The following is a 23,660-nucleotide window of genomic DNA, read 5'->3' on the forward strand; positions in this document are numbered from 1 at the left end:
ACCTCCAAGTGATCGACAAGAGAACCCGCCTAGCGTGCCGCGCATGGGAAGGCTGCTGGCGGCAGGGGTGCTGCTGATGACGCTGGGCGGGTGCGGGATGGTCGCGGTGCCGACGGACGACGACGGGCGAGGCGCGAGCCGGAACGGCGACGCCTCGGCCCGCCGTACGGACGACCACGCGACAGGGCGCCGGGCGGGAAGCGGTGAGATCGAGCCGGGAGTGCTCAAGGGGCGGGTGGTCGACGCGGAGGGCGGGCCGGTCGCGGGCGCGCTCATCGCCGCGGACAACCAGATGGTGTACAACAGCAACCTCATCGTCCCGACCGACGCCGACGGGTTCTACCGGGTGGAGACCCCCGGCTCGTTCACCTTCCACGCGACGGGCACGGTGACCCGGCGGCTCGACGGCCGGGAGTACGTCATGGACCTGGAGCCCGACGACGACAACCCCTACGCGGGGCCGGAGGGGGCGATCAGGAACTTCACGTGGAGGCTCGCGGGGACGAAACCCGGCGACCGCGGTCACTACGGCGGTGCGGTGCTGTTCTACCTGAACGCCGCCGACCCCGGGAACCCGGAGGTCTTCCTGGAGGACGAGAAGGTCACCCTCACGCTGACCCCGCAGGGGCCGTTGATCGACGGCTCCACGGGCCGGACCATCACGGCGCGGGCGGAGCGCACACCGGACGGGTCGGGTCTGCCGAGCGTGCCGATCGGTCGTTATCGGATCACGGCGTCCTATGAGGACCGTCAGCTCCGCGTCAGGTCGCGCGGTGATGAGGAGTACGCGCGAGAGGTCGTCGCCGACTTCACGAGCGTCATGACCGGCATCTACCGGATCGAGCTGGAACTCTCCCTCTGATCCGTGTCAGGCGACCTCGGCCGCGCTCCCGCGTTCGACGAACAGGTGCTCGGGGCCGCGCAGGCGCGGGTTCGGCCGGTACGGGGGCGGGTCCACGACGAGGCGCGGGTCCCGGAGCCTCCGGATGAGCCCGGTGAGCGCGATCCCGGTCTCCAGGCGGGCCAGGACAGTGCCGAAGCAACTGTGGATCCCGCTCCCGAAGCCGACGTGCTATTGCGATCTATCGGGAAAGATGGCTGCGGCAAATCGGGAGGAAAGCTATCGTCGCTCCATGCGTTGGGGGCGCCTCGCGGCCGTGGCGGCCATGCTCTTCCTGCTCGCCGGATCGATCCCCCGTGCCGACGAGCTCGTCGGGGTCGTACGCCATGCCTACGCCTCCCAGGGCATCCCGTACTCCTGGGGAGGCGGTCACGGGACGCGGCCCGGCCCGTCCAAGGGGACCTGCCGCGGCTACACCGGGTCCGTACGGCCCTGCCCGGCGCGGCGCACCGTGGGCCTGGACTGTTCCGGGTTCACCCGCTGGATGTACCGGCTCGCCTTCGGTGACGACGTGCTGGGGCGGGGCAACACCGACGACCACGTCCGCAGGATGCGCAAGGTGCGTACGCCGCGGCCCGGCGACCTCGTGTTCTACGGCACCCGCGCGAAGACCCACCACGTCGGCGTCTACATCGGCGCCGGCAAGATGATCAACGCCTTCGCCACCGGCACGACGACGCGGATCGACGACATCGACGCGGTGGACGACCTGCTCGGCTTCTATCACTATCCGGCATGATTGGACGTCCATGGTGAGATTGGCCGTTCTCGGGCAGTGCCGCGCAGAAGTGGCGGGACGCCCCGCCAATCTCGGGACCTCGCGGCAGCGCGCCGTCGTCGCCAGGCTCGTCTGCGCCCAGGGGCACATCGTCTCCACCGACGGCTTCATCGAGGACCTCTGGCAGGGACAACCGCCGCCCCGCGCCCTGGCCGCGCTCCAGGTCTACGTCTCCAACCTGCGCCGGATCCTCGAGCCCGACCGCGCCCGCCGCGCGCCGGCCCGCGTGCTGGTGAGCGCCCCGCCCGGCTACCGGCTCGCCCTCGACGCCGACGCCGTGGACGCCTGGGGGTTTCCGCGGCGGCTCGACGCCGCGGTGGCGGCGCTCCACGCCGGACGGCCGGACGAGGCCATGACGACGATCGACGAGGCGCTCGCGCTCTGGAACGGACCGGCCTTCGCCGAGTTCGCCGACGAGGTGTGGGCTGCCCCCGAGGCGGCCCGGCTCGACGAGCTTCGCGCCGTCGCCGTCGACTATCGCGCCGAGGCGGCGCTCACCCTCGGCCGCCACGCGGAGATCGTGCCCGTGCTGGAACGCCACGTCCGCGCGCACCCGCTCCGCGAGAACGGCGTACGCCTGCTCGCGCTCGCCCTCTACCGGTCGGGGAGGCAGGGCGAGGCGCTGGCCGTGATCCGCCGCACGCGGGAGACCCTGGCCGAGGAACTGGGCGTGGACCCCGGCCCGGAGCTGCGCGGCCTGGAGGCCGACATCCTCGCCCAGGCCGACTCCCTCACCCCGGCCCCGCTCGCCGCGCGCGCCGTCCTGTCACCGGCGGGCCCCGCGCCGGCCGTCGTCCCCGCGGTCCAGGAGGCCGCCCGAATGATCGGCCGTACCGCGGAGCTCGCCCGCCTGATGTCGGCCGCTGGCCGGGCGATGAACGGCCTCCGGGTGGCCTGGCTCGGCGGCGACGCGGGATCGGGCAAGAGCACGTTGGCCGACGCCCTGGCGGGCGCGCTCGCCGCCGAGGGCTGGCGGACGGCGGTGGGCAGATGCCCGGAGACCGACGGCGGCGTCCCGCCCGCGTGGGCGTGGAGCGAGGTCCTGCGCCACCTCGCCGCCGCCTTCCCACCCGCTCCGGAGGCCGCCTCGCGGCTCGCGCCCCTCCTTGAGGACGACACGCGCGAGGTCGTCGGCCAGTTCTGGCTCGCCCAGGCCGTGGGGGAGTACCTGGACGGCGTGCCCGGCCCGCTGCTGATCGTGATCGAGGACGCGCATCGCGCCGACGAGGAGACGCTGCGCCTGCTCCGCCACCTGGCGGCGCGGCTGGCCAGGACCGCCGTCCTCGTGCTGCTGACCCACCGGCCCTCCGAAGCGGGCGACGACCTGACGGCGACGGGGGCCGCGCTGGCCGTACAGGCGGCCGAGCACGTCACGCTGGACGGCCTCGGCGCCGACGACGTGGCCCGGCTGCTCCGGGAGCGCTCCGGCATGGACGTCGACACCGTCACAGTGCGGACGGTGATCGAGCGGACCGGCGGAAACCCGCTGTTCGTGTCCGAGATCGCCCGGCTGCTCGCCGTCGACGGGCCGTCGGCGGTCCACGCGCTGCCACCCGGCGTCCGAGACCTGATCCGCAGGCGGGTGGCGCGGTTGCCCGCGACCGCCCAGACCACGCTGCGCAACGCCGCCGTCCTCGGCCGGGACGCCGACGCCGACGTGATCATCGCGATGTCCGGCGCTGACGAGGAGACCGTGCTCGACGGGCTGGAGGCGGGCGTGCTCTCCGGTCTGCTGACCGAGCCGTTGCCCGGTCAGGTGCGGTTCGCCCACGTGCTCGTCCGCGAGACCCTGTACGGCGACATCCCCCGGCTGCGCCGTACCCGCCTGCACGGGAAGGTCGTCGCCGCGCTTGAGCGGGTCAGGCCCGCGGACGTCGGCGCGCTCGCGCATCACGCGCTCGCGGCGGCGACCACGGCGGGCGCGGCGAGTGCGGCCAAGGCCGCGGAGTACGCCGCGAGGGCGGCGGAGCAGGCGTCCGCCCTGTACGCCCACAAGGAGGCGGCGGCGCTGCTCGAAGGCGCGCTGGACGCGCTCGATCTCGGCACGGGCGTGGGCGCGGGGTCGTTCTCCGGGACCGCCGCGTTCTCCGGGGCCACCGCGTTCTCCGGGGCCACCGCGTTCTCCGGGGCCACCGCGTTCTCCGGGGCCGCCGCGTTCTCCGGGATCGGCGGCGACACGGGGCCCGGGGCCGCCGCGGGCGTCCGAGGCGGCGCCGGACCCGAGGCCGGGGCGGCGGCCAGGACACGGCTGGAGTCGCTGTGCCGTCTGGTCTCCGCCAAGGCGCACGCGGGCGACGTGGTGTCCGCCCTGTCCAGGCGGGCCGAGGCGCTCGCGCTCGCCCGCGCGATCGGCGACCCGTCGCTCGTCGCCCGCGCGGCGGCCGCGTTCGACGCGCCGGTCATCTGGACGATCCAGCCGGATCGCCGGATCGACCAGGACATTGTGCGGGCGGCGCGCGAGGCGATGCCCGACGAACCGGGCGAGGCACGCTGCCGGTTCCTCGTCACGCTGGCCCACCAGTACGAAGGGCACGACCCCGAGTACGTCGAGGCGGTGAGCGCCGAGGCGCTGGAGATCGCCCGCGACCTCGGCGACCCGAGGCTGCTGTGCATGGCGCTGAACGCCCGCTACTGGGCCTGCGTGCAGCCGGAGCGGCGTGACGAGCTGGAGCGGCTCGGCCGGGACCTGCTTGAGGCGTCCTCGTCCGCCGGCCTGCTCGGCTATCAGACGCTCGGCCACTTCGCCCTCTGCATGGTCGCGCTCGGCCGTACCGACTGGGCCATGGCACGGCGGCACGCCGATCAGGCCGTGGAGCTCTCCACGAGCGGCCAGCTCGGGCTCGCGCTCGGCATCCTGGCCGTGCTCGACGCGCTGCACCTCCTGGTCGGCGGAGAGTTCGAGCGGGCCGAGGCCGCGTACAGCTCCATCGCCGAACAGATGGCGCAGGCGGGCGCCGCCAACGCGGTCGCGTTCGGCGCGCTCGGCAGGCTGATGGTGCGCCTGTCCTCCGGACGCGGGCACGAGTCGCTGGCCGAGATCCATGAGATGTGGGAGCGGATCCCCGACCAGGTGGGCGAGCTGTACACCCAGACGCTGATCGCCGCGGGCCGCCTGGACGAGGCCCGGGAGACGTGGTCCGCCACGCTGCCGCCCCGCCGGGACTACTACTGGCAGATCATGACGGCGATACGGGCGGCCAACGCGATCGCCCTCGGGGACGGTGATGTGGCCCGGGAATGCCACCGGCTGCTCCTCCCGTCACGGAACGAGCTGGCAGGGCTGCACAGCGGCTCGATCACCCTGGGGCCGGTCGCTCACACGCTCGGAGAACTGGCCGAGTTCCTCGGCGACCGGGACACCGCCGCCGGACACTACGCCGTCGCCGCGGAGGTGGCCGCCCGGAGCGGCTCCCCCCACTGGCGGGAGCGGGCCCTGCGCGCGCTGGCCTCCCTCGACGGCTGATCGGCGCCGGAACGCGGGACGAGCCACCAGGCGGTCTGCCGGGTGGTCCGGTCTCGGTGGGCGGTCCGTCGGATTGCCCGCCGGACGGCCTGTCCGGGCGTCCGCGAGGTCGGCCGTCAGAGCGTTCCGAAGATCAGCCGCTGCCGCCGCCGGTGACCTCCGCGCAGCATGGCGAGCAGCATCACGAGAACGGGTCCCGCCATCCTGCGCAGCTCCGCCAGCTCCGACGGCAGGGCGTACTGCTCGATCCTGGGCAGCTCGAAGCGGATGCTGCCGCCCTTCCTGGCCTCCTCCTCGACGGCGTTCCAGTCCGCCACGGAGACATGCCGCTCGATGATGGGGAAGATCATCCGCTCCTCCTCCTCGATGTGCTCGTCGAGGAGATCGGCCAGCCGGGCGAGTGGTGCGGCGGCGCGGGCCGGTTCCCCCGCGACCGCGCGGATCTCGTCCAGGATCGGGTCCAGCGCGGAGTGGTCCTCGATCAGGTCGCCGAGGTCCACCTCCGCGCCCGCGGACCGTACGAGCAGGGGCCAGAGGGACGCGTCCTCGACGCTGTGGTGGTGGTGGATGCCGTCGCAGAGCCGTACGACGTAGTCGCGGATCGCGGCGGCCCGTCGCGCGTCGCACCGCTGCCGCCCCTCCGCGATCTCCCTGGTCAGCTCGGCGAGGCGGCGGGTGTCGCCCCGCATGGCGCGGTGGGTGATACGGAACCCGAGCACGTTCGGGGTCGCGGGCGCGGTCGCTGGAGATGTCATCGGAACTCCTCGGTCGTGGTTTCACGCCGAGAGTGCCCCGGGTCACTTGGCGTTCCTTTGGTCCGGACTAAAGCCCGAACTGTTGTGACCAGTGGTGTTGTGCGAAATCGACGGGGCGAAGCGATAGTTTGTCGGACTATGGAACGGCGATGGGTGGGACCTGACGGTTACGAGATCGTGCCCGCGATCCGCGACGGCCGCCAGGTGCTCCAGGTGTGCAGGGACGGAACGCCTGTCGCCGACTGCGGGTCCGTGGAGGAGGTCGCCCGGCATGTCGACCTCGCCGACCTTTGCGAAGTGATCTCCCTACCGGCGCGGGACGACGGCCGCCGGGCCGCCCTCTCGTAGTGCGCCGGCCGCGCTCCCGGTAGCTGCGCTTCCAGCGGTTCGCGCTGGGCTTCAGGCGGTTCGCCGTGCTGGGCTTTCGACGGTCCGGCGGCCGCGCTTCCGGTAGTCAGCCGCGCTCGGCTTCCGGTGGTTCGCCGGCCCGCGTTTCCGGTGGTTCGCCGAGCCGGGCTCGCGTAGTTCCCGGCGCGCCGGGCGCGACCCCTCTAACCTCGGAGAATCCCGATCTGACGAGGGGGACCCATGCGCCTGCCCGCCGCGCTCCGCCCGGTCGCACTCTCCTTGACCGCGCTCCCATCGGCCGCGCTTTCGTTGGCCGCACTGTGCCTCGCCACCGCCTGCGCGAGCCAGCCCGCCCGTACGGCTCCCGCCGAGGAGACGCAGATCTACGTGCTCAACCTGTACGGCGACGAGAACGGCAGAAGCGACCAACGCCCGCCGGCCCTCGTGCTGTCGGAGTTCAGCACCGTCGACGGCATGAGCTGGCAGTCCTGGGGGCCGGGTCGCGCGGTCGGCGTCGGACGGTTGAGCGGCACCTGGTGCCTTCCCCAGTGCCAGGACCGGCCCTACGACGCCACCGTCACCCTCAGCAACGTCGCGCCGTACAAGGGCGACGGCTATTTCACCAGGTACGCGGTCAAGGCGGAGCTGCCCGAGTCCGAGAGGAAGACGGCCGACCTGAAGGGAGCCCTGCCCGTCCCGGAGGCCGATTAGCCGCCGCGAACGTCGCCCTCGAGGCCTTTCTCCGGCGGCGATGCGCCGTCGCACTTTGATTTCGCATCAACCGCCGGGGACGTGTATGGTTACACCTGTCCGCAGCGCGAGAGCGGCGGCGGGCACGCCCCTATAGCTCAGTCGGCAGAGCGTCTCCATGGTAAGGAGAAGGTCAACGGTTCGATTCCGTTTGGGGGCTCTCGCTAACAAGTCCCGCTCGATCCTTTCGGGCGGGTCTTTTGGCGTGATGGGAGGGGATTTCTCTTCCCGTCGCAAAACGGTTTGGGCTTCTCCCGTGAGTTACGGCACACTGGAGGCGCTCGAGCCCCGATCACGGCCGCACGCGCGTGCGCGACAGCCGTTCAGGTCGGGTATCCTTGCGTGGCCGGTCGATTTTGCCGGTTCAAGGCGGAGTAGCTCAGTCAGGCAGAGCAAGCGGCTCATAATCGCTGTGTCGCCGGTTCAAGTCCGGCCTCCGCTACTACCCTGCTCGGTTTCCCTCACACAGGACACCGAGTTCGGGTTGTCCAGTAGTCCCAGACGTAGAAAGGCACTCCCACGTGGCTGCCACAGACGTTAGGCCGAAGATCACGCTGGCCTGCCAGGAGTGCAAGCACCGCAACTACATCACGCGGAAGAACCGGCGCAACGACCCGGATCGGCTTGAGCTGAAGAAGTACTGCCCGAACTGCAAGACGCACCAGGCGCACCGCGAGACGCGCTAACCGCCGTCTCTCCGCGTCGGGGCAGGACTTTCAGAAGTACTGCCCACCCGCCCCTGTAACCGGGGCAAGACGCACCAGGCGCACCGCGAGACGCGCTAACCGCCGTCTCTCCGCGTCGGGGCAGGACTTTCAGAAGTACTGCCCACCCGCCCCTGTAACCGGGGCAAGACGCACCAGGCGCACCGCGAGACGCGCTTAACCGCCGCCACCCCTCGAACAGGGGCGACAGGCGCGTACGGCGTGCGCGGCAGCGGCCCGATGCGTGCCGGGAGACGACGTGGGGCGGCCCCGACGGACCGCCGAGCGGTCGTCGAGTCTCGTCACGGCAGGCCATCAGACGCGTAACCGGCGTTCCCCAGTGGAGCGCCGGTTTCTCGCTTTTCAGGGCGAACGCGGCGGGACCGAACGCCTCATGTCGAGGTGTACGGCAGGGCTCGTCTTTGTCGTCTCGATACAGAACCGTGGTGGGCGTCGTTGGCGCGGGGCGACACATGATCCAACGGGTCGATCCGGCTAACGTTGGTCCTGGCCGGCGTACGGCGAAAGCCCGACCCACAACAGCCGAAGGTTGTTCTGTTACCGTCGGCCTCTCAGCTCTGTAGCCGCGAAGGAGCACGGGCACCGATGGCTTTGAACCGTGATTTCGTCGGGCGGGCGTACACCGCGCCCACCCCCTACGAGGTCAGCCGCGTAAAGATCAAGGAGTTCGCCGACGCGATCGGCGACACGAACCCGATCTACTCCGACAGGGCGGCCGCCGCGGACGCGGGGCACCCTGACGTCGTCGCACCGCCGACCTTCCCGATCGTGTTCAGCCTCGCCGGCGCGGGCGAGGCGCTCTCCGACCCCGCGCTCGGGCTCAACTACGCCATGGTCGTCCACGGCGAGCAGCGCTTCGAATACCAGCGCCCCATCTACGCGGGCGACCGGCTCGTCTGCACCTCCACGATCACGGAGATCCGCAGCGTGGGCCGCAACGAGTTCCTGACCGTCCGCAGCGACGTGACGACGCCCGAGGGCGAGCTCGTCTGCCGGACCTACAACGTCATCGTCGAGCGCGGAGGGGCGGCGTAACCATGGCTGCGACGGTCAAGTACGACGAGGTCACGGCCGGGCAGGAGATCCCCGCCGTCGAATACCCCGTACGCCGGGTGAACCTGGTGATGTACGCGGGTGCGTCCGGGGACTTCAACCCGATCCACTGGAACGAGCGGTTCGCCAAGTCGGTGGGCCTGCCGGACGTCATCGCCCACGGCATGTTCACGATGGCCCAGGGCGGCCGCTTCGTGACCGACTGGGCGGGCGACCCGGCCGCGGTCGTCGATTACGGCGTCCGCTTCTCGTCCATGGTGGTCGTCCCCGACGACGACAACGGCGCCGTCATCACGGTCAGCGGCGTCATCGAGGAGAAGCTCGAGGACAAGTGCGTCGTGGTCGTCCTCACGGCGAAGTCCGGCGACAGCCGCGTGTTGTCCAAGGCCCGCGCCGTCGTCCAGCTCTCCTGACACGGACCCGTCCCGCTCTCCGGGTTTGCGGGGGACCGCAGGGGTAAGCGTCCCCGCATGACGCGATCGAGTGAGCGGAGCGACGACGGGAGCGGGCGCGAGCCCGCCCCGGGCGTCGAGCCGGCGACCGAAACCGAGCAGGAGGAGAGGCGGGAGGCGCCGCCCGCGTCCGGGAGCGCCCAGGCTCAGGCCGTACCGCCCGGACGGCCCGAGCGGGCCATGCGCGCGTCAGGGCCGCCGCTCGCGCCGGAGAGGGTGCGGAACGCCGACGACGCGTCCCGGCGGACGGCGCACGCCTCCGAGCCGGACATCCACCCGGGAGGGACGATCGAGACGGCCCTCACGCCGTCGGGAGAGCCGTCGATGGTCGCCTCCCAGCTCCTGTGGGACGGCAGCAGCGCCACGTCGCGGATCGACCAGGCCATAGCCGAGGCGGCGCACGAGAACGCGGCCGAGAACGCGGCCGAGGACTCGGACGCGGGCTCGGGCGAGGCGGAGGCGGAGGCGTAAGCCGGGCCCGCGGCGGACCGGCGCGCCCGGCGGGACGCCGACCGGCCGTAGGCTGGGGCGGTGCCGCGGCGGGACCACGCCGCGGCCGTCGCAGCTCTTCCGTCGTCGCTTGAGGATCACGCATGGCTGACCGTTTGGCAGGGGTACGGCTCGCGCCGTACACGACGTTGCGGGTGGGCGGCCGGGCGCGCGCCTTCGTGGAGGCGCGATCCGAGGGCGAGCTCGTCGAGGCCGTGGCGGACGCCGACAGGAACGGCGAGCCGGTGCTGATCCTGGGCGGCGGCAGCAACCTGGTCGTCTCCGACGACGGGTTCGACGGCCTGGTCGTCCGGGCGGCGTCGAGCGGAGTCGAGATCGACGGCGACGGCCGGGTGACCGCGCAGGCGGGGGAGGACTGGGACGCCCTGGTCGCCCGCTGCGTGGCCGAGGAGCTGGCCGGCATCGAGTGCCTGTCCGGGATCCCCGGCCTGGTGGGGTCCACCCCCATCCAGAACGTCGGAGCGTACGGGCAGGACGTGTCGCAGACCGTCACGCGGGTCCGCGCCTACGACCGGATGACCGGCGAGATCGTCGAGCTGAGCGCGGAGCGGTGCGGGTTCGCCTACCGGCACAGCGCCTTCAAGGGGGATCCGGGGCGGCACGTCGTCCTGGCGGTCAGCTACTCGCTGAGCCGTTCGCCCCTGTCGGGCCCCGTCGCGTACAAGGAGTTGGCGGTGCGGCTCGGCGTGGAGATCGGGGACCGGGTGCCGCTCGCCGAGGCGCGGGAGGCGGTGCTCGCCCTCCGCCGGGGCAAGGGCATGGTGCTCGACCCGGAGGACCCGGACACGCGCAGCGCGGGCTCGTTCTTCACCAATCCGGTGCTCGACGCCGAGGCGGCGGCCGATCTCGAACGCCGTGCCCCGGGCCACCCCCGATGGGACATGCCGGGCGGCGCGGTGAAGGTCCCGGCGGCCTGGCTGATCGAGAACGCCGGGTTCCCCAAGGGGTACGAGAAGGGGCGGGTGCGCATCTCGACGAAGCACACGCTCGCCCTCACGAACCCGACCGGCGAGGCGGGCGCGGACGAGCTGCTGGCGCTGGCGAGGGAGGTGCGGGACGGCGTACGGGAGAAGTTCGGCGTCACCCTCGTGAACGAGCCCGTCATGGTGGGCGTGTCCCTCGCGGACTGAGCCCACCATCGGCGAGAGCCGGGGAGGGCACCTGGGCGCGGCGAGCGGCAGGGGCCGGGGAAGGGATGTTCTCGTGTTCCCGGGGAATAGGCACGCTCCGCCATCCGCTAGGTTATGGAGGAAACACCCGAAGGGGAGTAGTCCCGAATCCGTTGATCGACACACTGGCGTGATGTCTCACTGACGTCTCACGCCCGGTCGCGGAGCCCGCGCGGCGGACGAGACCTTCGGCCCGACAGTCATGTCAGCCATGCTGCCGGGCCGAAGTCGTGTGCCCGAAACTCCCCGGGTGCCGAACGCGGTCCGGTCGCGCGAGCAGCGAGAGGCGACCCTTGGAAGCGTTCTGGATATCCCTGGCCGTGATCTTCGTGGCCGAACTCGGCGACAAGAGCCAACTCATGGCCCTCACTTTCGCGACGCGGTTCAAGGTGTGGCCGGTGCTCGCCGGCATCACCGCGGCGACCGCGGTCGTCCACCTCTTCAGCGTCGGGCTCGGCCGGGTCATCGGCGACGCCCTCCCCACGACCGCGATCTCGATCGCGGCGGGCATCGCCTTCCTCGCGTTCGCGGCGTGGACCCTGCGCGGCGACGAGCTGAGCGACGAGGAGTCGGGCAAGGCGGCCAGGACCACACGGAACGTCCTGGTCGCGGTGACCGTGGCGTTCTTCCTCAGTGAGCTGGGCGACAAGACGATGCTCGCCACGATCACGCTCGCCACCCAGCACGGCTGGCTCGGCACCTGGATCGGCTCCACGATCGGCATGGTGGCGGCGGACGCGCTGGCGATCCTCGTCGGCCGTTTCCTCGGCACCCACCTCCCCGAGAAGTGGATCAAGTACGGCGCGGCCGCCGCGTTCGCGGTCTTCGGCGTGCTCCTGCTGCTGGAGCCGCTGCTCGTCTGAGGCCCGCGGGCGTCGGGCTCAGTCGAGCAGGGCGAGGCGGTGGGCGGCGGCCGCCGCCTCGCCCCGGGTCGAGACGCCCAGCTTGGGCAGGATGTTCGACACGTGGACGCTGACGGTCTTCGCCGAAATGAACAGCTCGCCGGCGATGTCCCGGTTCGTCCGCCCCTGCGCGACCAGCCGGAGCACCTCCAGCTCGCGCGGAGTCAGCGTCGCCTCGGGCACCGGCCCCCGGACCGGCGCGTCGTCGAGGGCCGCGCCGACCCGGCGGGCCAGCGCGTCGATCTCGGCCACGAGCGGGGTCGCGCGCAGCGCCTCGGCGAGCGGTCTCGCCGCGCGGAGCCGTACGGCCGCGCCGTCGCGGTCGCCTCCCGCCGCCGCCGCGATCGCCGCGTACACGAGGGCCTTGGCCCGCGGGTGCGGACGGCCGAGCAGCTTCCACCCGGCCGCCGCCTCGTCGAACCTGCCCTCGTACACCTGGCGGAACGCCGTGCCCACCGGCCCGTCGGTGACCATCTCGACCGCGAACGCGTCGGTCAGGCCGCGTACGGCCGCGGTCAGTTCAGGGGCGACGGCGGCGGCCCGGTCGCAGGCGATCCGGACCGCGGCGAGCAGCCGCCAGCCGAGCATGGCCTTCCCTGACCAGCGCGGGTTGACCAGCGCCGACTCGGCCGCTTCGACGGCCTTCCCCGGCTCGCCGCGGAGCAGGTGCCAGCCGATCAGCAAGCGGGTGTTGGCCGTCCACTCCTGCGTCCCGTCCTCCGGCCGGGGGGCGAACGCCCCGACCTCGGTGAGGATCTGCTTGGCGGTGTCCTCCTCGCCGCGGGCGATCGCGATGTCGGCCCGCAGCCGCAGCAGGTGCCAGCGGTTCTGCCGGGCGGGCTCCATGGTCAGGGCGCGCGCGCTGACGTCGAGGGCCTCGTCCCACCGGCCGAGGGCCTCCAGCGCCTCGGCCCGGTTGTTCGCGATGAACGCGCCCTGGTGCCGGGACCTGCCGTACATCTTGGCCAGCCGCTCGCCCTCGACGGCCAGCCGTACCGCCTCCTCGGACCTGCCGAGGTTGTTCAGGGTGTCCACGTTGTTGGCGATCGCCCGGAGCGTGGTACGCGCCGAGTCGAGGCGCCTCCCGATGGCGAGCGCGCGGTCGTTGGTGGCGCGGGTCTGCTCCAGGTCGCCGGAGATCGAGCGTCCGAGGGCGAGGTTCAGCAGGAGGTCCGCCTCCAGGCACTCGTCGCCGAGGTCGCGGGCGATCCGCAGCGCCTCCTCGGTGACCGCGGTGCCCTCGGGCACCTGGTCGCAGAGCATGAGGACGCGGCCCAGATGGCTCAGCGTGTGGGCCCGCGCCTCGTTCGGGAGGGGGACCAGCCGCTCGGCGTGGCGGAGATCCTCGATGAACCCGGACGTGTGCTTCTGGATCTTGATGTTGGCCCGGCGGACCAGCAGCTCGGCCACCCGTTCCGGCTCGGTCTCCTCGTCCAGCTCGGCGAGGGCGCCCTGGACGAACTTCCTGCCGCGCTCCATCTCGCCGCACAGGTACGCGCTCTCGGAGGCGCGCTCGTACACGGTGACGTGGTCCACGCCGATCCGCTCGGCGGCGTCGGGCACCTTGTCCCAGAGCGTGAGGACACGTTCGAGCAGGTCGATCTGCTCGGTGTAGGCGAAGGCGCGGGCCGCCTTCTCCGCCGCCTCCCACGCCGAGATGAGCGCCCAGAGGTCGTCGCGGGCCGAGTGCCAGTGGTGGGCGATCTCGATGGCCGCCCGTCCCGGCGGCACGAGGTCCCGGTCGCGGTCGATCTCCAGGGCGTACCGGGCGTGCAGCCGCATGTGCTCGCCGGGGAGCAGGTCGTCGTGCACGGCCTCGCGGATCAGGGCGTGGCGGAACGCGTAGGCGCCGTCGGCGACCTGCACGACGTTGGCGGCGATCGCCGGGCGCAGGGCGCGCTCCAGGTCGTCGTCGGACAGCCCGCTGACCGCGGCGAGCAGCGCGTGGCTCACCCGGATGCCGCCCGCGGCGGCGACGCGAAGCACGTGCTGGGTGTCGTCGGGGAGCCGCTCCACGGACGCGCTGATCAGGTCGTGCAGCGACTCGGGGAAGGAGCAGTCGTCGTCGCAGTCGATCAGCGCCTCGACGAACAGCGGGATGCCCTCGCTGCGCTCGAACACCCGGCCGACCTTGGTGAACTCCGGGGCCACGCCGAGGATGCCGGCCATCTGCGCGGCGACCTCGTCATGGGTGAACCGGGGCAGGTCGATCCTGGTGACGCCGTCCACGCGGGCCAGCTCCGCGAGGACCGGCCGCAGCGGGTGCGTCCGGTGCAGCTCGTCCGACCGGTACGTGAGGACCATGAGGACGGGCGCGGCGCGCAGGTTGCGGCTCAGGAAGGCGATGAGGTCGCGGCTGGAGCGGTCGGCCCAGTGGATGTCCTCGATGAGGAGGAGCACCGGCCGCCGCTCGGCGAGCCGTTCGAGCAGGGTCAGGATCAGCTCGAAGAGCCGGGCCCGTGCGGACTCGGTGTCCAGATTGCCGCTGGGCTCGCCGAACTCGGGCAGCAGCCTGGCCAGCTCGCGTCCCGATCCGTCGGGCAGCAGGCCGGCCACGTCGGCGGTGCTCGTCTCGCGGACGAGCTGCCGCAGCGCGGCGGTGAACGGGGCGTAGGCGAGCCCCTCGGCGGAGAGCTCCACGCACCCGCCGACCAGCACGTGCGCGCCGTCCCTGGAGGCCTGCTCGGCGAAGCGGGCGGCGAGGCGGGACTTCCCGACGCCGGCCTCGCCACCGAGCAGTACCACGGCCGCCGCCTGCTTGCGGGCCTGCTCGAAAGCCTCGGCCAGCATCTCGAGTTCCGCGCCCCGTCCGACGAAGACGGGGCTCACCGCCCGGGCCATCATGTGGTCAAGCATTACATGCCATCCGTCCGGGTATCGCCGGTTTTTCACTGAGTGAACGGGTCGAGTGAGCGGGCCTGAGACCGGCCTAAGTAGGCGTAAAGGCCCGGCCGGGAGGGAGGCTCCGGCCGGGCCTTCGAAGCGCGCTCATGAAGCGCGGGACTTGCCGAAGGACGCCCGCGCCCGGTGCGCGCTCGCCCGTCGCTCCTTGAGAGCGACGATCGCCGCGCGTACGGTGCGGTGGTGGGCGGCCTCGTCGCGAAGCTCGGCCGCGCGGGTCATCATCATCTGGTACTGCAGTTCGGGACCCATCTGGGTTTCTCCTCTCGTTTCCCTTACACACTCAAGATTCGGGCTAAGGCCCCCTCCGCCACATCGGGCGGATGCCTTATCTATGGGCGGTCCAACGTCCTAGATCTCACCTAAGCCGCCTTAGGCACGGTCACCCAGTCATAGGACGTTTGCTTCCCGTGGTTGAGGGGGCGGTCCGGCGCGGTTTCGGACCGCGCCGTAGGGCCACAAAGCCGGCGACAGAACCCGCGACGTCAATGGGCGACGTCAACCGGTGACATCTGCCGAAAAACCGGACGGCGGATCGGCCGTGGTCGGTTTGGAAACAGCGAGACAGGTCGGCGATGCTGTGGTGGTGTCAACTACGACTGCTCCGTTCGCGGAGGTCGCCTCTTCCAACGCGACGCTGCGCGCGTTCCTGCACGGGCTCCCGGGCGTCGACCGGGTCGGTGCGGACGCGCGGGCCGCGATGCTGGGGACGCGTTCGATCAAAACGACGGCCAAGGCCCAGGCGATCGACCTGGCCATCTCGATGGTGGACCTGACCACGCTGGAAGGCGCCGACACCCCGGGCAAGGTCCGGGCGATGTGCGCCAAGGCGGTCCACCCCGACCCCACCGACCCCTCCGTTCCCCGTGTCGCCGCCGTGTGCGTCTATCCCGACCTCGTGGCGACCGCCGTACGCGCTCTGGACGGCTCGGGGGTGAAGGTGGCCTCCGTGGCGACCGCGTTCCCGAGCGGACGGTCGTCCCTTGAGGTGAAGGTCGCCGACACCGCGCTCGCCGTGGCGGCCGGAGCCGACGAGATCGACATGGTGATCGACCGCGGCGCGTTCCTGTCCGGCGACTACGTGAAGGTGTTCGAGGAGATCGCGGCGGTCAAGGCCGCCTGTGGTCCCGCCGGAGGCGCGCAGGGCGAGCACGCCGCGCACCTCAAGGTGATCCTGGAGACCGGCGAGCTTGCCACGTACGACAACGTGCGCCGTGCCTCGTGGCTCGCGATGCTGGCCGGGGCCGACTTCATCAAGACCTCGACCGGCAAGGTGCAGCCCGCGGCGACGCTCCCCGTGACGCTGATCATGCTGGAGGCGGTCAGGGACTTCCGGCTGCGCACCGGCCGGGTCATCGGCGTCAAGCCCGCCGGCGGCATCCGCACGACCAAGGACGCGATCAAGTACCTCGTGCTCGTCAACGAGACGGCGGGCGCCGACTGGCTCACCCCCGACCTGTTCCGGCTGGGCGCGTCCACGCTGCTGAACGACCTGCTGATGCAACGGCAGAAGATGGCCACCGGCCGCTACGCCGGCCCCGACTACTTCACCCTGGACTGAGGCGGCACATGTTCGAGTACGCACCTGCGCCCGAGTCTCGGGAGATCGTCGACATCAAGCCGTCGTACGGGCTGTTCATCGGCGGCGAATGGGTCGACTCCCTGGGCGAGGAGCACCACAAGACCATCAACCCGGCGTCCGAGGAGGTCCTCGCGGAGGTCGCCTGGGCGACCGAGGCGGACGTCGACCGCGCCGTCCAGGCCGCGCGCGCCGCGTTCACCACGTGGTCCGCGCTGCCCGGCTCGGAGCGGGCCAAGTACATCTTCCGGATCGCCCGGATCATCCAGGAGCGCTCGCGCGAGCTGGCCGTACTGGAGACCCTGGACAACGGCAAGCCGATCCGCGAGTCCCGCGACGTGGACCTGCCGCTGGTGGCGGCGCACTTCTTCTACTACGCCGGCTGGGCGGACAAGCTGGGATACGCCGGGTTCGGCCGGAGGACGACAGACGGGCACAGCGGGGATGATCCGCGGCCGCTGGGGGTGGCCGGGCAGGTCATCCCGTGGAACTTCCCGCTGCTCATGCTCGCCTGGAAGATCGCGCCCGCGCTGGCGTGCGGCAACACGGTGGTGCTCAAGCCCGCCGAGACGACCCCGCTGACCGCGCTCGCGTTCGCCGACATCTGCCGGCAGGCCGACCTGCCGCCCGGCGTCGTCAACATCGTGACCGGCGCGGGCCGGACCGGCGCCGCCCTCGTCGACCACCCCGGCGTCGACAAGGTCGCGTTCACCGGCTCGACCGAGGTCGGACGGGCGATCGCCAGATCCGTGGCCGGCACCCGCAAGAAGCTCACGCTGGAGCTGGGCGGCAAGGCCGCGAACATCGTGTTCGAGGACGCCGCGCTCGACCAGGCCGTCGAGGGCATCGTCAACGGCATCTTCTTCAACCAGGGCCACGTGTGCTGCGCCGGCTCGCGCCTGCTCGTGCAGGAGTCCGTCGCCGACGAGGTGCTCGACGCGCTCAAGCGGCGCCTGTCCACGCTGCGGCTCGGCGACCCGATGGACAAGAACACCGACATCGGCGCGATCAACTCCGCCGCCCAGCTCGCCAAGATCCGCGAGTTGTCGGAGGCCGGCGTCAACGAAGGCGCCGAACGCTGGTCGCCCGCCTGCGCGATCCCCGAGCGCGGGTTCTGGTTCCCGCCGACCGTCTTCACCGGCGTGGCGCAGTCCCACCGCATCGCCCGCGAGGAGATCTTCGGCCCGGTGTTGTCCGTGCTGACCTTCCGCACCCCCGCCGAGGCGGTCGAGAAGGCCAACAACACCCCGTACGGCCTGTCGGCCGGGATCTGGACCGAGAAGGGGTCCCGCATCCTGTGGATGGCGGACCGGCTGCGCGCCGGGGTCGTGTGGGCGAACACCTTCAACCGGTTCGACCCGACCTCGCCGTTCGGAGGGTTCAAGGAGTCCGGCTACGGCCGGGAGGGCGGACGACACGGTCTGGAGGCGTACCTTGCAGTGTGACCATCGCCGTCGCCGCCGCCTGATCAGGCGCGCCGCCGCCGGAGCGGGAGCCGGGTACGCCCGGGGCCGCCGCTCCCGCCGCTTCGCCGTACGGCACGGCTGGTTCGCGCACCGCGGCGGGGTCTGCCGGTGCGGCCAGGTCTATCAGCCGGCCCGTCCACTCCAGATTGGAACCTTCGATGAGTGAGCGCCTGGCCGTGCGCAAGACGTACAAGCTGTTCATCGGCGGGGCGTTCCCGCGCTCGGAGAGCGGAAGGTCCTACGCCGTGACCTCCTCAAAGGGTGACTTCCTGGCGAACGCCTCGAAGGCGTCGCGCAAGGACGCGAGGGACGCCGTCGGCGCCGCCCGCAAGGCGTTCCCCGGCTGGTCGTCGGCCACGCCGTACAACCGGGGGCAGATCCTCTACCGCGTCGCCGAGATGCTGGAGGGGCGCCGGGCCCAGTTCGTGGCCGAGGTGGTCGACGCCGACGGCGTCACCGCGAAGAAGGCGGGCGAACTGGTGGACGCCGCCGTCGACCGGCTCGTCTGGTACGCGGGCTGGTCGGACAAGATCGGCGCGATCCGGGGCTCCGCCAACCCCGTGGCCGGGCCGTACTTCAACCTGTCCACGGTCGAGCCGACGGGCGTCGTCGCCGTGGTCGCGCCGTCGGCGGGGCCGCTGCTCGGCCTGGTCAGCGTGATCGCCCCGGTGATCGTCACCGGGAACACCTGCGTCGTGGTGGCCTCGGAGCGGGCGCCGCTGCCGTCGATCACGCTCGCCGAGGTGCTGGCCACGTCGGACCTGCCCGGCGGCGTGGTGAACATCCTGACCGGCTCGGCGGGGGAGATCGCCCCCTGGCTGGCCGGGCACATGGACGTCAACGCCATCGACCTCACCGGCGCGGACGAGGACCTCGCGGTCCGGTGCGAGGAACTGGCCGCCGAGAACCTCAAGCGTGTCCTGCGCCCGCCGCTCGACCGGATCGACTGGCTGGCCGACCCGGGCACGGACCGCATGACGGCCTTCCTGGAGACGAAGACCGTCTGGCACCCGATCGGCGTCTGACAGCGCGTATCACACCGCGTATCACACCGCCCCTACGGCCCGGCCTCCCGTTCGACGCGGCGGCCGGGCCGTACGCGTGCCGGCCTGGTGTGGTGTTCCGGCCGGAGGTGCGGGCGGTGGGTGGTCAGCGCGCCTGGAGCGCGTCGAGCGCGACGGCCATGGCGATGACCAGGCGACGGTCCAGCCGGGGATCGTGGATCCGTACGGCGTAGGTGTCCCGCAGCCCCCACTGCCGTTCGACCGAGAACGCGATCGACGCCCCGACGCTGAAATCGAAGTGGTAGGGCAGCCACGACAGCGAGTCGCTGAAACGGCGCAGGAGCGCGACCGCCTGGTTCCGTTCGGTGCCCGTGTACGTCGGCAGGCCCGGCTGCCGCACCTGCCAGGTCGAGCGCAACAGCGACCGGCGGAAGTCCTTGCGGAACACGCCGACCGACGCGCCGTTCTCGTCGGTCACGTCGTACTCGCCGGCGAGATCGAGCACGTTGCGCGCCTTGAACCCTCCGAGCACCTGCTGCCGGGACTCGTCGGTGTACAACGTGACCTGCTCTTTGAAGGCCAGACGTTTCTGCTCGGCGAAGGCGACCACCTCGCCGGGCGAGCCGTCGGAGCGGACCACGTGGACGACATACCGGTTCACCATCATGGTGATCTTCTGGCGCACGATCAGTCGTGTCTGCTGCTGAAGGCCCGAAATATCCATGCCACGCTCCATGGGTTCCGGCTAATCAGCCTATATTGGAAGATCGCCGGTGAGATAGCGTGCATGGCAGACAAATAGCCGTAAAGATCGCTTTTCCCGCTCTTCCGCTGGATCGTGTCCAACATCGCGGCGGGGAGCCGCGGCCGACGGTCCTCTGCGGGTTAGCGTGTGGCGGCTCGTGTTCAGGGGTGTGACGGGGAACCTGGACGATTCGGCAGGTGGCGACCGCTGAGGTCGCGCTGCGGCGTTCTTCGTCGTAGCCCCGCACGTGGGCCCGCCGGGCCCGCCGCTTCATTCCGCCGGGGCGGGCGGTTCGGGCTCCTCTCGTGCGCCGGGCGACAGCCGGGCCCGGAAAACGCGGCGGGCGGGTGGAGAGGCCTCGGGGACCTCGCCACCCGCCCGGCCGGGCAGGTCAGTCCTTGAAGGCGTCCTTGATCTTCTCGCCGGCCTGCTTGATGTTGCCCTTGGTCTTTTCGGCCCGGCCCTCGGCTTGCTGGCGCTCGTCGTCGGTCATGTCGCCGACGCGCTCCTTGGCCTTGCCCTTGAGCTCCTGAGCCTTGTTGGAAATCTTGTCATCCTTACCCATGTCAGACTTCCTCCCGTTATGCGGCGATTGTTCGCCCTTGTGAAGAACTGTCCGATGTGTCGGCAAGCAAACCCCTTGGCCATCTCAGGGTTTTGTCAGGGTTGGTGGCGGAACTGGATCTTTCTGGCGGCTCGTTTGGGTAGGCGAGAAAGGGGTTTACGGACATGTACCGATCCAGAGAGCACAAGATCATCGCGGGTGTCTGCGGAGGCATCGCGGAGCGCTTCGGCATGACGCCCACCGTCGTCCGGCTGCTCTTCCTCCTGTCCTGCCTGCTTCCCGGTCCGCAGTTCATCATCTACCTGATCATGTGGGTCTTCATCCCCAAGGCGCCCGCGCGTACGTACTACTGACCGGGCCCGGCCCCGGAACAGCCGGCCCGCCTCGCGGGAGCGGGAGGAGACCGGGCGGGTGCGTGTCCGGGTGAGATGCTCCGCCGGGTGCCGGCCCCGGCGTCCTGAAATGAAGGCGGCCACCGCGTGATCCTTCGCGTGCAGACTTGAAGAACGAAGGAACAGGCGATGGCCGCGAACACCAGTGTGCCCCTCCGACCCGCCCGGGCGAAGGAGATCGCGGCGGCTGACCTGATCCGTTGCCATCCCCGGTGACCACCATGGCCGAGACCTTGAGGTCCGCCGAGGCCCCCGTCCGCGGCCGGCTGCGGCCAGCGCGCGGACGGACCCCCGGTTACCGGGATCGGTCCCGGACACCGGCTGGTGCGGCGGCCCGCGCTGCCGGAAGCCTCCAGACGGCCAGGTCAGCCGTACGGAGACTTCTCGTGAGGCCGGCCTTGCCTCGCTTCCGGGGTGCGTGCGTTCGTTTTGCAGGGCCGTTCTATGCTCGCGAATGGAGGTGCCCCATGCGTGAACGACCGTTGACGTTGATTCAGGATGATCTGGTCGACTATGAGAAGGCCATGGAGCGAATGGCCGCCCTGGTCGAGGAGCGGCAGGAGGACGCTCGGCCGGACACCCTCTGGCTGCTCAGCCACCCCGCCGTGTTCACGATCGGCAAGCGCACGCCCGAGGAGCACCTGCCCGACCCCTCCCACGGGATTCCGGTCATGCAGACCGGCCGCGGCGGGCAGCTCACCTACCACGGGCCCGGTCAGCTCGTCGGCTACCTGATCGTGAAGCTCCGGCCTGACGAGGGCGTCGTGGACTACATCCGCGAGGTCGAGCTACGACTGGTCGAGGCGCTCGGTGAACTGGGGCTCGCGGCCGAGCGTCGCGACACCCCTCCCGGCTCCGAGCTGCTCACGGGTGTCTGGACCAGGGAAACCAGGCGCAAGATCGTGTCGATCGGCATGCGCGCCAGCCGGGCCGTGACCAGCCACGGCTTCGCCCTCAATGTGAACGGCGACCTCAGCCCATGGAATCTCGCCATTCCCTGCGGGATGCCCGACGTCGAGATGACGTCGCTGGCGCAGGAGCGGGGGGACGCCTCGATGGATGAGACGCGTCAGGTGGTCGCGAAGGCGTTCGAGGCCACGTCTGCCGAATAGCCGAGGCACGCCGACTTTCATCAGCGTGGTGATCCGGCGTGGTCCGGGCGCCGTGCACGCCGGTCTGCCGGTTTGTCGGGGTCGCCCGGACCTGGACGGTCTGGCCCGGGCGACCTCTGTCACCGGCGGTCATGTCACCTTCGGAACGATCACTCGGCTTCGGGGTCGGACCCCTCCTTGCTCCAGGCGTCGAACCCGGCCGCGCCCTTGCGGTCGTCGGGTACGTGAGGCTGGGGTCCTTCGGTGTCGATGTCGGCGGGGGTCTCGGCCCCACCGGTGTCTTCGCGGTCATCGGGCACCTGAGGCGTAGGCTCGCCTGAAGTGCTCTCCGGGTCGGTCTCGGCCATGACGGCCATCTGCCCGCCGAAATCGCCTCCTATCCCGCCGCGTCCAGGGCGTTCGCGTACGCCTCCGGATCTCCCTGCCCACTCACTCCGCGAGCCGGGGCACAGGGGGCCTTGTCCGGCACGTCCATGTCTGGGCCGAGTGCCGAGGCGGCGTCCCCCACGGGCCGAGCCGCCGCCATGTGCTGCGGATGGGCCGGGCTCACGGCGAACTTGAGTCGTACCCGCTCGGGCTGCCCGCGACCGGGAACCCTCCCGGAGCCTGAGGCAAACCGTTCAAAGTGAGTGCGGCGCACTCTCATATTCGGGCGGGATCGGTATTCAGCGCCGTGGCATGACGTAACTCTGTCGATGCCTGCAGAAAGACCTTGACGGGCAGGAGGTCCGTACGAAATGGGTCGGGTGTTCGCCTGATCCGGCGGTCCGGTTCATGGTCTGGGCGCCTTCTTCGCGATGGGGAGTGCGGTAACAATGTGGCCGCACTGAAATCGCGGCGCCACCCGCTGAAATAACTCCCGTAACCCGTAAGGGATCGGCCGATCCCCGAACTTGGTCGCCACGGATTTGACGCCGAAGGAGACATGATCTAAGTGTGCCTGACGCAATGAACTGAGGCGGTGCCGGTGGGGCAGGGCGCAGCCGGGGCCGAGGAAGGCGCGATGAGCGTGGATGTCACCCTCCCCGACGGCTGGGAATCACGGGTCCGCCGCGCGCTCGCGAGCGTCCGCGACGATTTCGCGCGTGGTTCGCTACGTCCGCTGGGGGCGGGCATGGAGAGCGTCGCCCTCCGCCTCGATCCGCCGGACGGCGACGCCGACAGGCCGTTCGTCCTGCGCTTCCCGCGGAACGAGGACGGCGCCGAGGGGATCGCCTGCGAGGCCGCTCTTCTGCCCGAGTTGGCCGAGCATCTGCCGCTGCCGATCCCGCGGTTCGTGTTCACCGCGCCCAATCCGCTCGGCCCCGGGGAATTCTGCTGCTATCCCGCCGTACCGGGCGAATCTCTGTCCGAGGAAGAGTGGCACCGGCGCGGCCTTCTGGACGAGCCCGCGCCGATCCGCCGGATCGCCGCGCTGATCGACGCGATCCACGCCTTTCCGGCCACTCGTGCCCGGCAACTCGGTGTACCCGAATGGGATCCGCGGGCGGAGTTCAGCGAGAGCCTGGACCTGCTGCGAGCCGAGATCGTCCCGGCCCTGTCACCGGCGGAGTCCCGGACGCTGCTCGCAGCCTTCGAGACCTACCTGGGCGACGACGCCTGCTTCGACTACGAGCCGACGCTGATCCACGCCGACATCAGCCTCGACCACCTCCTCGTGACAGGTACGGATGTCACCGGCCTGATCGACTTCGGCGACACCACGATCGGCGACCCTGACTACGACCTGTGCTACCTGTGGTCCGAGACGGGGCCCGGGTTCATCCGGCGGCTCCAGGAGTTGCGCGGGGTCCCGTTCAGCGACCGCCTTGAGCGCAAACTCCGCTTCTGGGAACTCGCGGACGTGACCGAGGACGTCCTGCACGGCATCGAACACGGTCTTGCCGAGTTCCGCGACCAGAGCCTCGCCCTGCTCCGCGACCTCCTGTCGGAGAGGACGCCGTCCAGGCGACCGCAGACCGCACCCTGAACCGGTCCCACGATCGGTCGGGCACATCGGGGGTGGCCGTCGAGGGGGTCGGCCGGCGGCGTAGTGGTCATCGTGTGGGCACTGGCCGGTCGGGCGGGTTCATGGGGTCGTTGCGGCATGG

The 23,660-nt window shown here is 71.1% G+C and carries 23 protein-coding genes and 2 tRNA genes; 19 read left to right on the top strand and 6 right to left on the bottom strand.

Features of this window, described 5'->3' with window-relative positions; genetic code table 11:
* Window positions 1-43: 43 nt before the first annotated feature.
* The 3 genes from AWQ70_RS24065 to AWQ70_RS24075 all read left to right on the top strand — a co-directional run bounded on the left by AWQ70_RS24065 (window position 44) and on the right by AWQ70_RS24075 (window position 5,142).
* Window positions 44-862 carry a carboxypeptidase-like regulatory domain-containing protein gene (locus AWQ70_RS24065; protein ID WP_067179943.1) on the top strand — a complete coding sequence of 273 codons (819 nt, stop codon included), beginning with the start codon at window positions 44-46 and terminating at the stop codon, window positions 860-862.
* Between the two features lie 271 nt (window positions 863-1,133).
* Window positions 1,134-1,640, top strand: coding sequence for a C40 family peptidase (locus AWQ70_RS24070; RefSeq protein ID WP_067179947.1), 507 nt, complete (start codon window positions 1,134-1,136; stop codon window positions 1,638-1,640).
* A gap of 10 nt (window positions 1,641-1,650) precedes the next feature.
* The gene (locus tag AWQ70_RS24075; RefSeq protein WP_084517742.1) at window positions 1,651-5,142 is read left to right on the top strand and encodes an ATP-binding protein; all 3,492 of its coding nucleotides are present in this window, start codon (window positions 1,651-1,653) and stop codon (window positions 5,140-5,142) included.
* Between the two features lie 116 nt (window positions 5,143-5,258).
* On the opposite strand, the gene AWQ70_RS24080 is transcribed toward AWQ70_RS24075, so the two are convergent.
* Window positions 5,259-5,897: a hemerythrin domain-containing protein gene (locus AWQ70_RS24080; protein ID WP_067179953.1), complete on the bottom strand. Its 639-nt coding sequence runs from the start codon at window positions 5,895-5,897 to the stop codon at window positions 5,259-5,261.
* 153 nt (window positions 5,898-6,050) lie between these two features.
* Between AWQ70_RS24080 and AWQ70_RS24085 the strand changes: the two genes are divergently transcribed.
* The 10 genes from AWQ70_RS24085 (at window position 6,051) to AWQ70_RS24130 (ending at window position 11,767) form a co-directional block, all read left to right on the top strand.
* A complete protein-coding gene (locus AWQ70_RS24085; protein ID WP_245647126.1) occupies window positions 6,051-6,245 on the top strand; it encodes a transposase in 195 nt (64 codons plus the stop codon).
* Window positions 6,246-6,485: 240 nt separating this feature from the next.
* Complete coding sequence (locus AWQ70_RS24090; RefSeq protein WP_067179959.1) at window positions 6,486-6,956, top strand: hypothetical protein; 471 nt, start codon at window positions 6,486-6,488, stop codon at window positions 6,954-6,956.
* 126 nt (window positions 6,957-7,082) lie between these two features.
* A tRNA-Thr gene (locus AWQ70_RS24095) sits at window positions 7,083-7,155 on the top strand.
* Between the two features lie 208 nt (window positions 7,156-7,363).
* A tRNA-Met gene (locus tag AWQ70_RS24100) sits at window positions 7,364-7,437 on the top strand.
* Window positions 7,438-7,516: 79 nt separating this feature from the next.
* Complete coding sequence (gene rpmG / locus AWQ70_RS24105) at window positions 7,517-7,681, top strand: 50S ribosomal protein L33 (RefSeq protein ID WP_030921771.1); 165 nt, start codon at window positions 7,517-7,519, stop codon at window positions 7,679-7,681.
* 624 nt (window positions 7,682-8,305) lie between these two features.
* Window positions 8,306-8,755, top strand: a complete 450-nt coding sequence (locus tag AWQ70_RS24110; protein WP_067179961.1) for a MaoC family dehydratase N-terminal domain-containing protein — start codon at window positions 8,306-8,308, stop codon at window positions 8,753-8,755.
* 2 nt (window positions 8,756-8,757) lie between these two features.
* Window positions 8,758-9,186 carry a MaoC family dehydratase gene (locus tag AWQ70_RS24115; RefSeq protein ID WP_067179964.1) on the top strand — a complete coding sequence of 143 codons (429 nt, stop codon included), beginning with the start codon at window positions 8,758-8,760 and terminating at the stop codon, window positions 9,184-9,186.
* 57 nt (window positions 9,187-9,243) lie between these two features.
* The gene (locus AWQ70_RS24120; protein WP_067179968.1) at window positions 9,244-9,696 is read left to right on the top strand and encodes a hypothetical protein; all 453 of its coding nucleotides are present in this window, start codon (window positions 9,244-9,246) and stop codon (window positions 9,694-9,696) included.
* A gap of 122 nt (window positions 9,697-9,818) precedes the next feature.
* Window positions 9,819-10,865: a UDP-N-acetylmuramate dehydrogenase gene (locus tag AWQ70_RS24125; protein WP_067179970.1), complete on the top strand. Its 1,047-nt coding sequence runs from the start codon at window positions 9,819-9,821 to the stop codon at window positions 10,863-10,865.
* 332 nt (window positions 10,866-11,197) lie between these two features.
* Window positions 11,198-11,767 (top strand): TMEM165/GDT1 family protein, encoded by a 570-nt coding sequence (locus AWQ70_RS24130; protein WP_067179973.1) that lies wholly within the window; start codon window positions 11,198-11,200, stop codon window positions 11,765-11,767.
* An 18-nt stretch (window positions 11,768-11,785) separates the two neighbouring features.
* On the opposite strand, the gene AWQ70_RS42080 is transcribed toward AWQ70_RS24130, so the two are convergent.
* Window positions 11,786-14,662 (bottom strand): ATP-binding protein, encoded by a 2,877-nt coding sequence (locus AWQ70_RS42080; RefSeq protein ID WP_067179976.1) that lies wholly within the window; start codon window positions 14,660-14,662, stop codon window positions 11,786-11,788.
* Window positions 14,663-14,794: 132 nt separating this feature from the next.
* A complete protein-coding gene (locus AWQ70_RS39210) occupies window positions 14,795-14,959 on the bottom strand; it encodes a hypothetical protein (protein ID WP_157530323.1) in 165 nt (54 codons plus the stop codon).
* 334 nt (window positions 14,960-15,293) lie between these two features.
* Here AWQ70_RS39210 and deoC point away from each other — a divergent pair, with 334 nt between their 5' ends.
* The 3 genes from deoC (at window position 15,294) to AWQ70_RS24150 (ending at window position 18,777) form a co-directional block, all read left to right on the top strand.
* Entirely contained in the window at window positions 15,294-16,268 is a 975-nt protein-coding gene (deoC, locus tag AWQ70_RS24140; RefSeq protein WP_067180062.1) for a deoxyribose-phosphate aldolase, read from the top strand.
* Between the two features lie 8 nt (window positions 16,269-16,276).
* Window positions 16,277-17,731, top strand: coding sequence for an aldehyde dehydrogenase family protein (locus AWQ70_RS24145; protein ID WP_067179980.1), 1,455 nt, complete (start codon window positions 16,277-16,279; stop codon window positions 17,729-17,731).
* A 179-nt stretch (window positions 17,732-17,910) separates the two neighbouring features.
* Complete coding sequence (locus AWQ70_RS24150) at window positions 17,911-18,777, top strand: aldehyde dehydrogenase family protein (protein WP_067179983.1); 867 nt, start codon at window positions 17,911-17,913, stop codon at window positions 18,775-18,777.
* Between the two features lie 124 nt (window positions 18,778-18,901).
* On the opposite strand, the gene AWQ70_RS24155 is transcribed toward AWQ70_RS24150, so the two are convergent.
* Together AWQ70_RS24155 and AWQ70_RS37935 are read right to left on the bottom strand one after the other, a co-directional pair.
* Window positions 18,902-19,480: an LURP-one-related family protein gene (locus AWQ70_RS24155; RefSeq protein WP_067179986.1), complete on the bottom strand. Its 579-nt coding sequence runs from the start codon at window positions 19,478-19,480 to the stop codon at window positions 18,902-18,904.
* A gap of 412 nt (window positions 19,481-19,892) precedes the next feature.
* The gene (locus tag AWQ70_RS37935; RefSeq protein WP_084517744.1) at window positions 19,893-20,066 is read right to left on the bottom strand and encodes a CsbD family protein; all 174 of its coding nucleotides are present in this window, start codon (window positions 20,064-20,066) and stop codon (window positions 19,893-19,895) included.
* A gap of 164 nt (window positions 20,067-20,230) precedes the next feature.
* Here AWQ70_RS37935 and AWQ70_RS24160 point away from each other — a divergent pair, with 164 nt between their 5' ends.
* A complete protein-coding gene (locus AWQ70_RS24160) occupies window positions 20,231-20,419 on the top strand; it encodes a PspC domain-containing protein (RefSeq protein WP_067179989.1) in 189 nt (62 codons plus the stop codon).
* Window positions 20,420-20,925: 506 nt separating this feature from the next.
* On the top strand, window positions 20,926-21,570 hold the full coding sequence (gene lipB, locus AWQ70_RS24165) for a lipoyl(octanoyl) transferase LipB (RefSeq protein ID WP_067179992.1): 645 nt from the start codon (window positions 20,926-20,928) through the stop codon (window positions 21,568-21,570).
* 149 nt (window positions 21,571-21,719) lie between these two features.
* On the opposite strand, the gene AWQ70_RS24170 is transcribed toward lipB, so the two are convergent.
* Window positions 21,720-21,917: a hypothetical protein gene (locus AWQ70_RS24170; RefSeq protein WP_157530325.1), complete on the bottom strand. Its 198-nt coding sequence runs from the start codon at window positions 21,915-21,917 to the stop codon at window positions 21,720-21,722.
* Between the two features lie 656 nt (window positions 21,918-22,573).
* On the opposite strand from AWQ70_RS24170, the gene AWQ70_RS24175 reads away from it, so the two are divergent.
* The gene (locus AWQ70_RS24175) at window positions 22,574-23,539 is read left to right on the top strand and encodes a phosphotransferase (protein WP_067179998.1); all 966 of its coding nucleotides are present in this window, start codon (window positions 22,574-22,576) and stop codon (window positions 23,537-23,539) included.
* The last annotated feature ends 121 nt before the right edge of the window (window positions 23,540-23,660 follow it).

This window comes from Microtetraspora niveoalba, assembly GCF_001570405.1.
GTDB lineage: Bacteria > Actinomycetota > Actinomycetes > Streptosporangiales > Streptosporangiaceae > Microtetraspora > Microtetraspora niveoalba.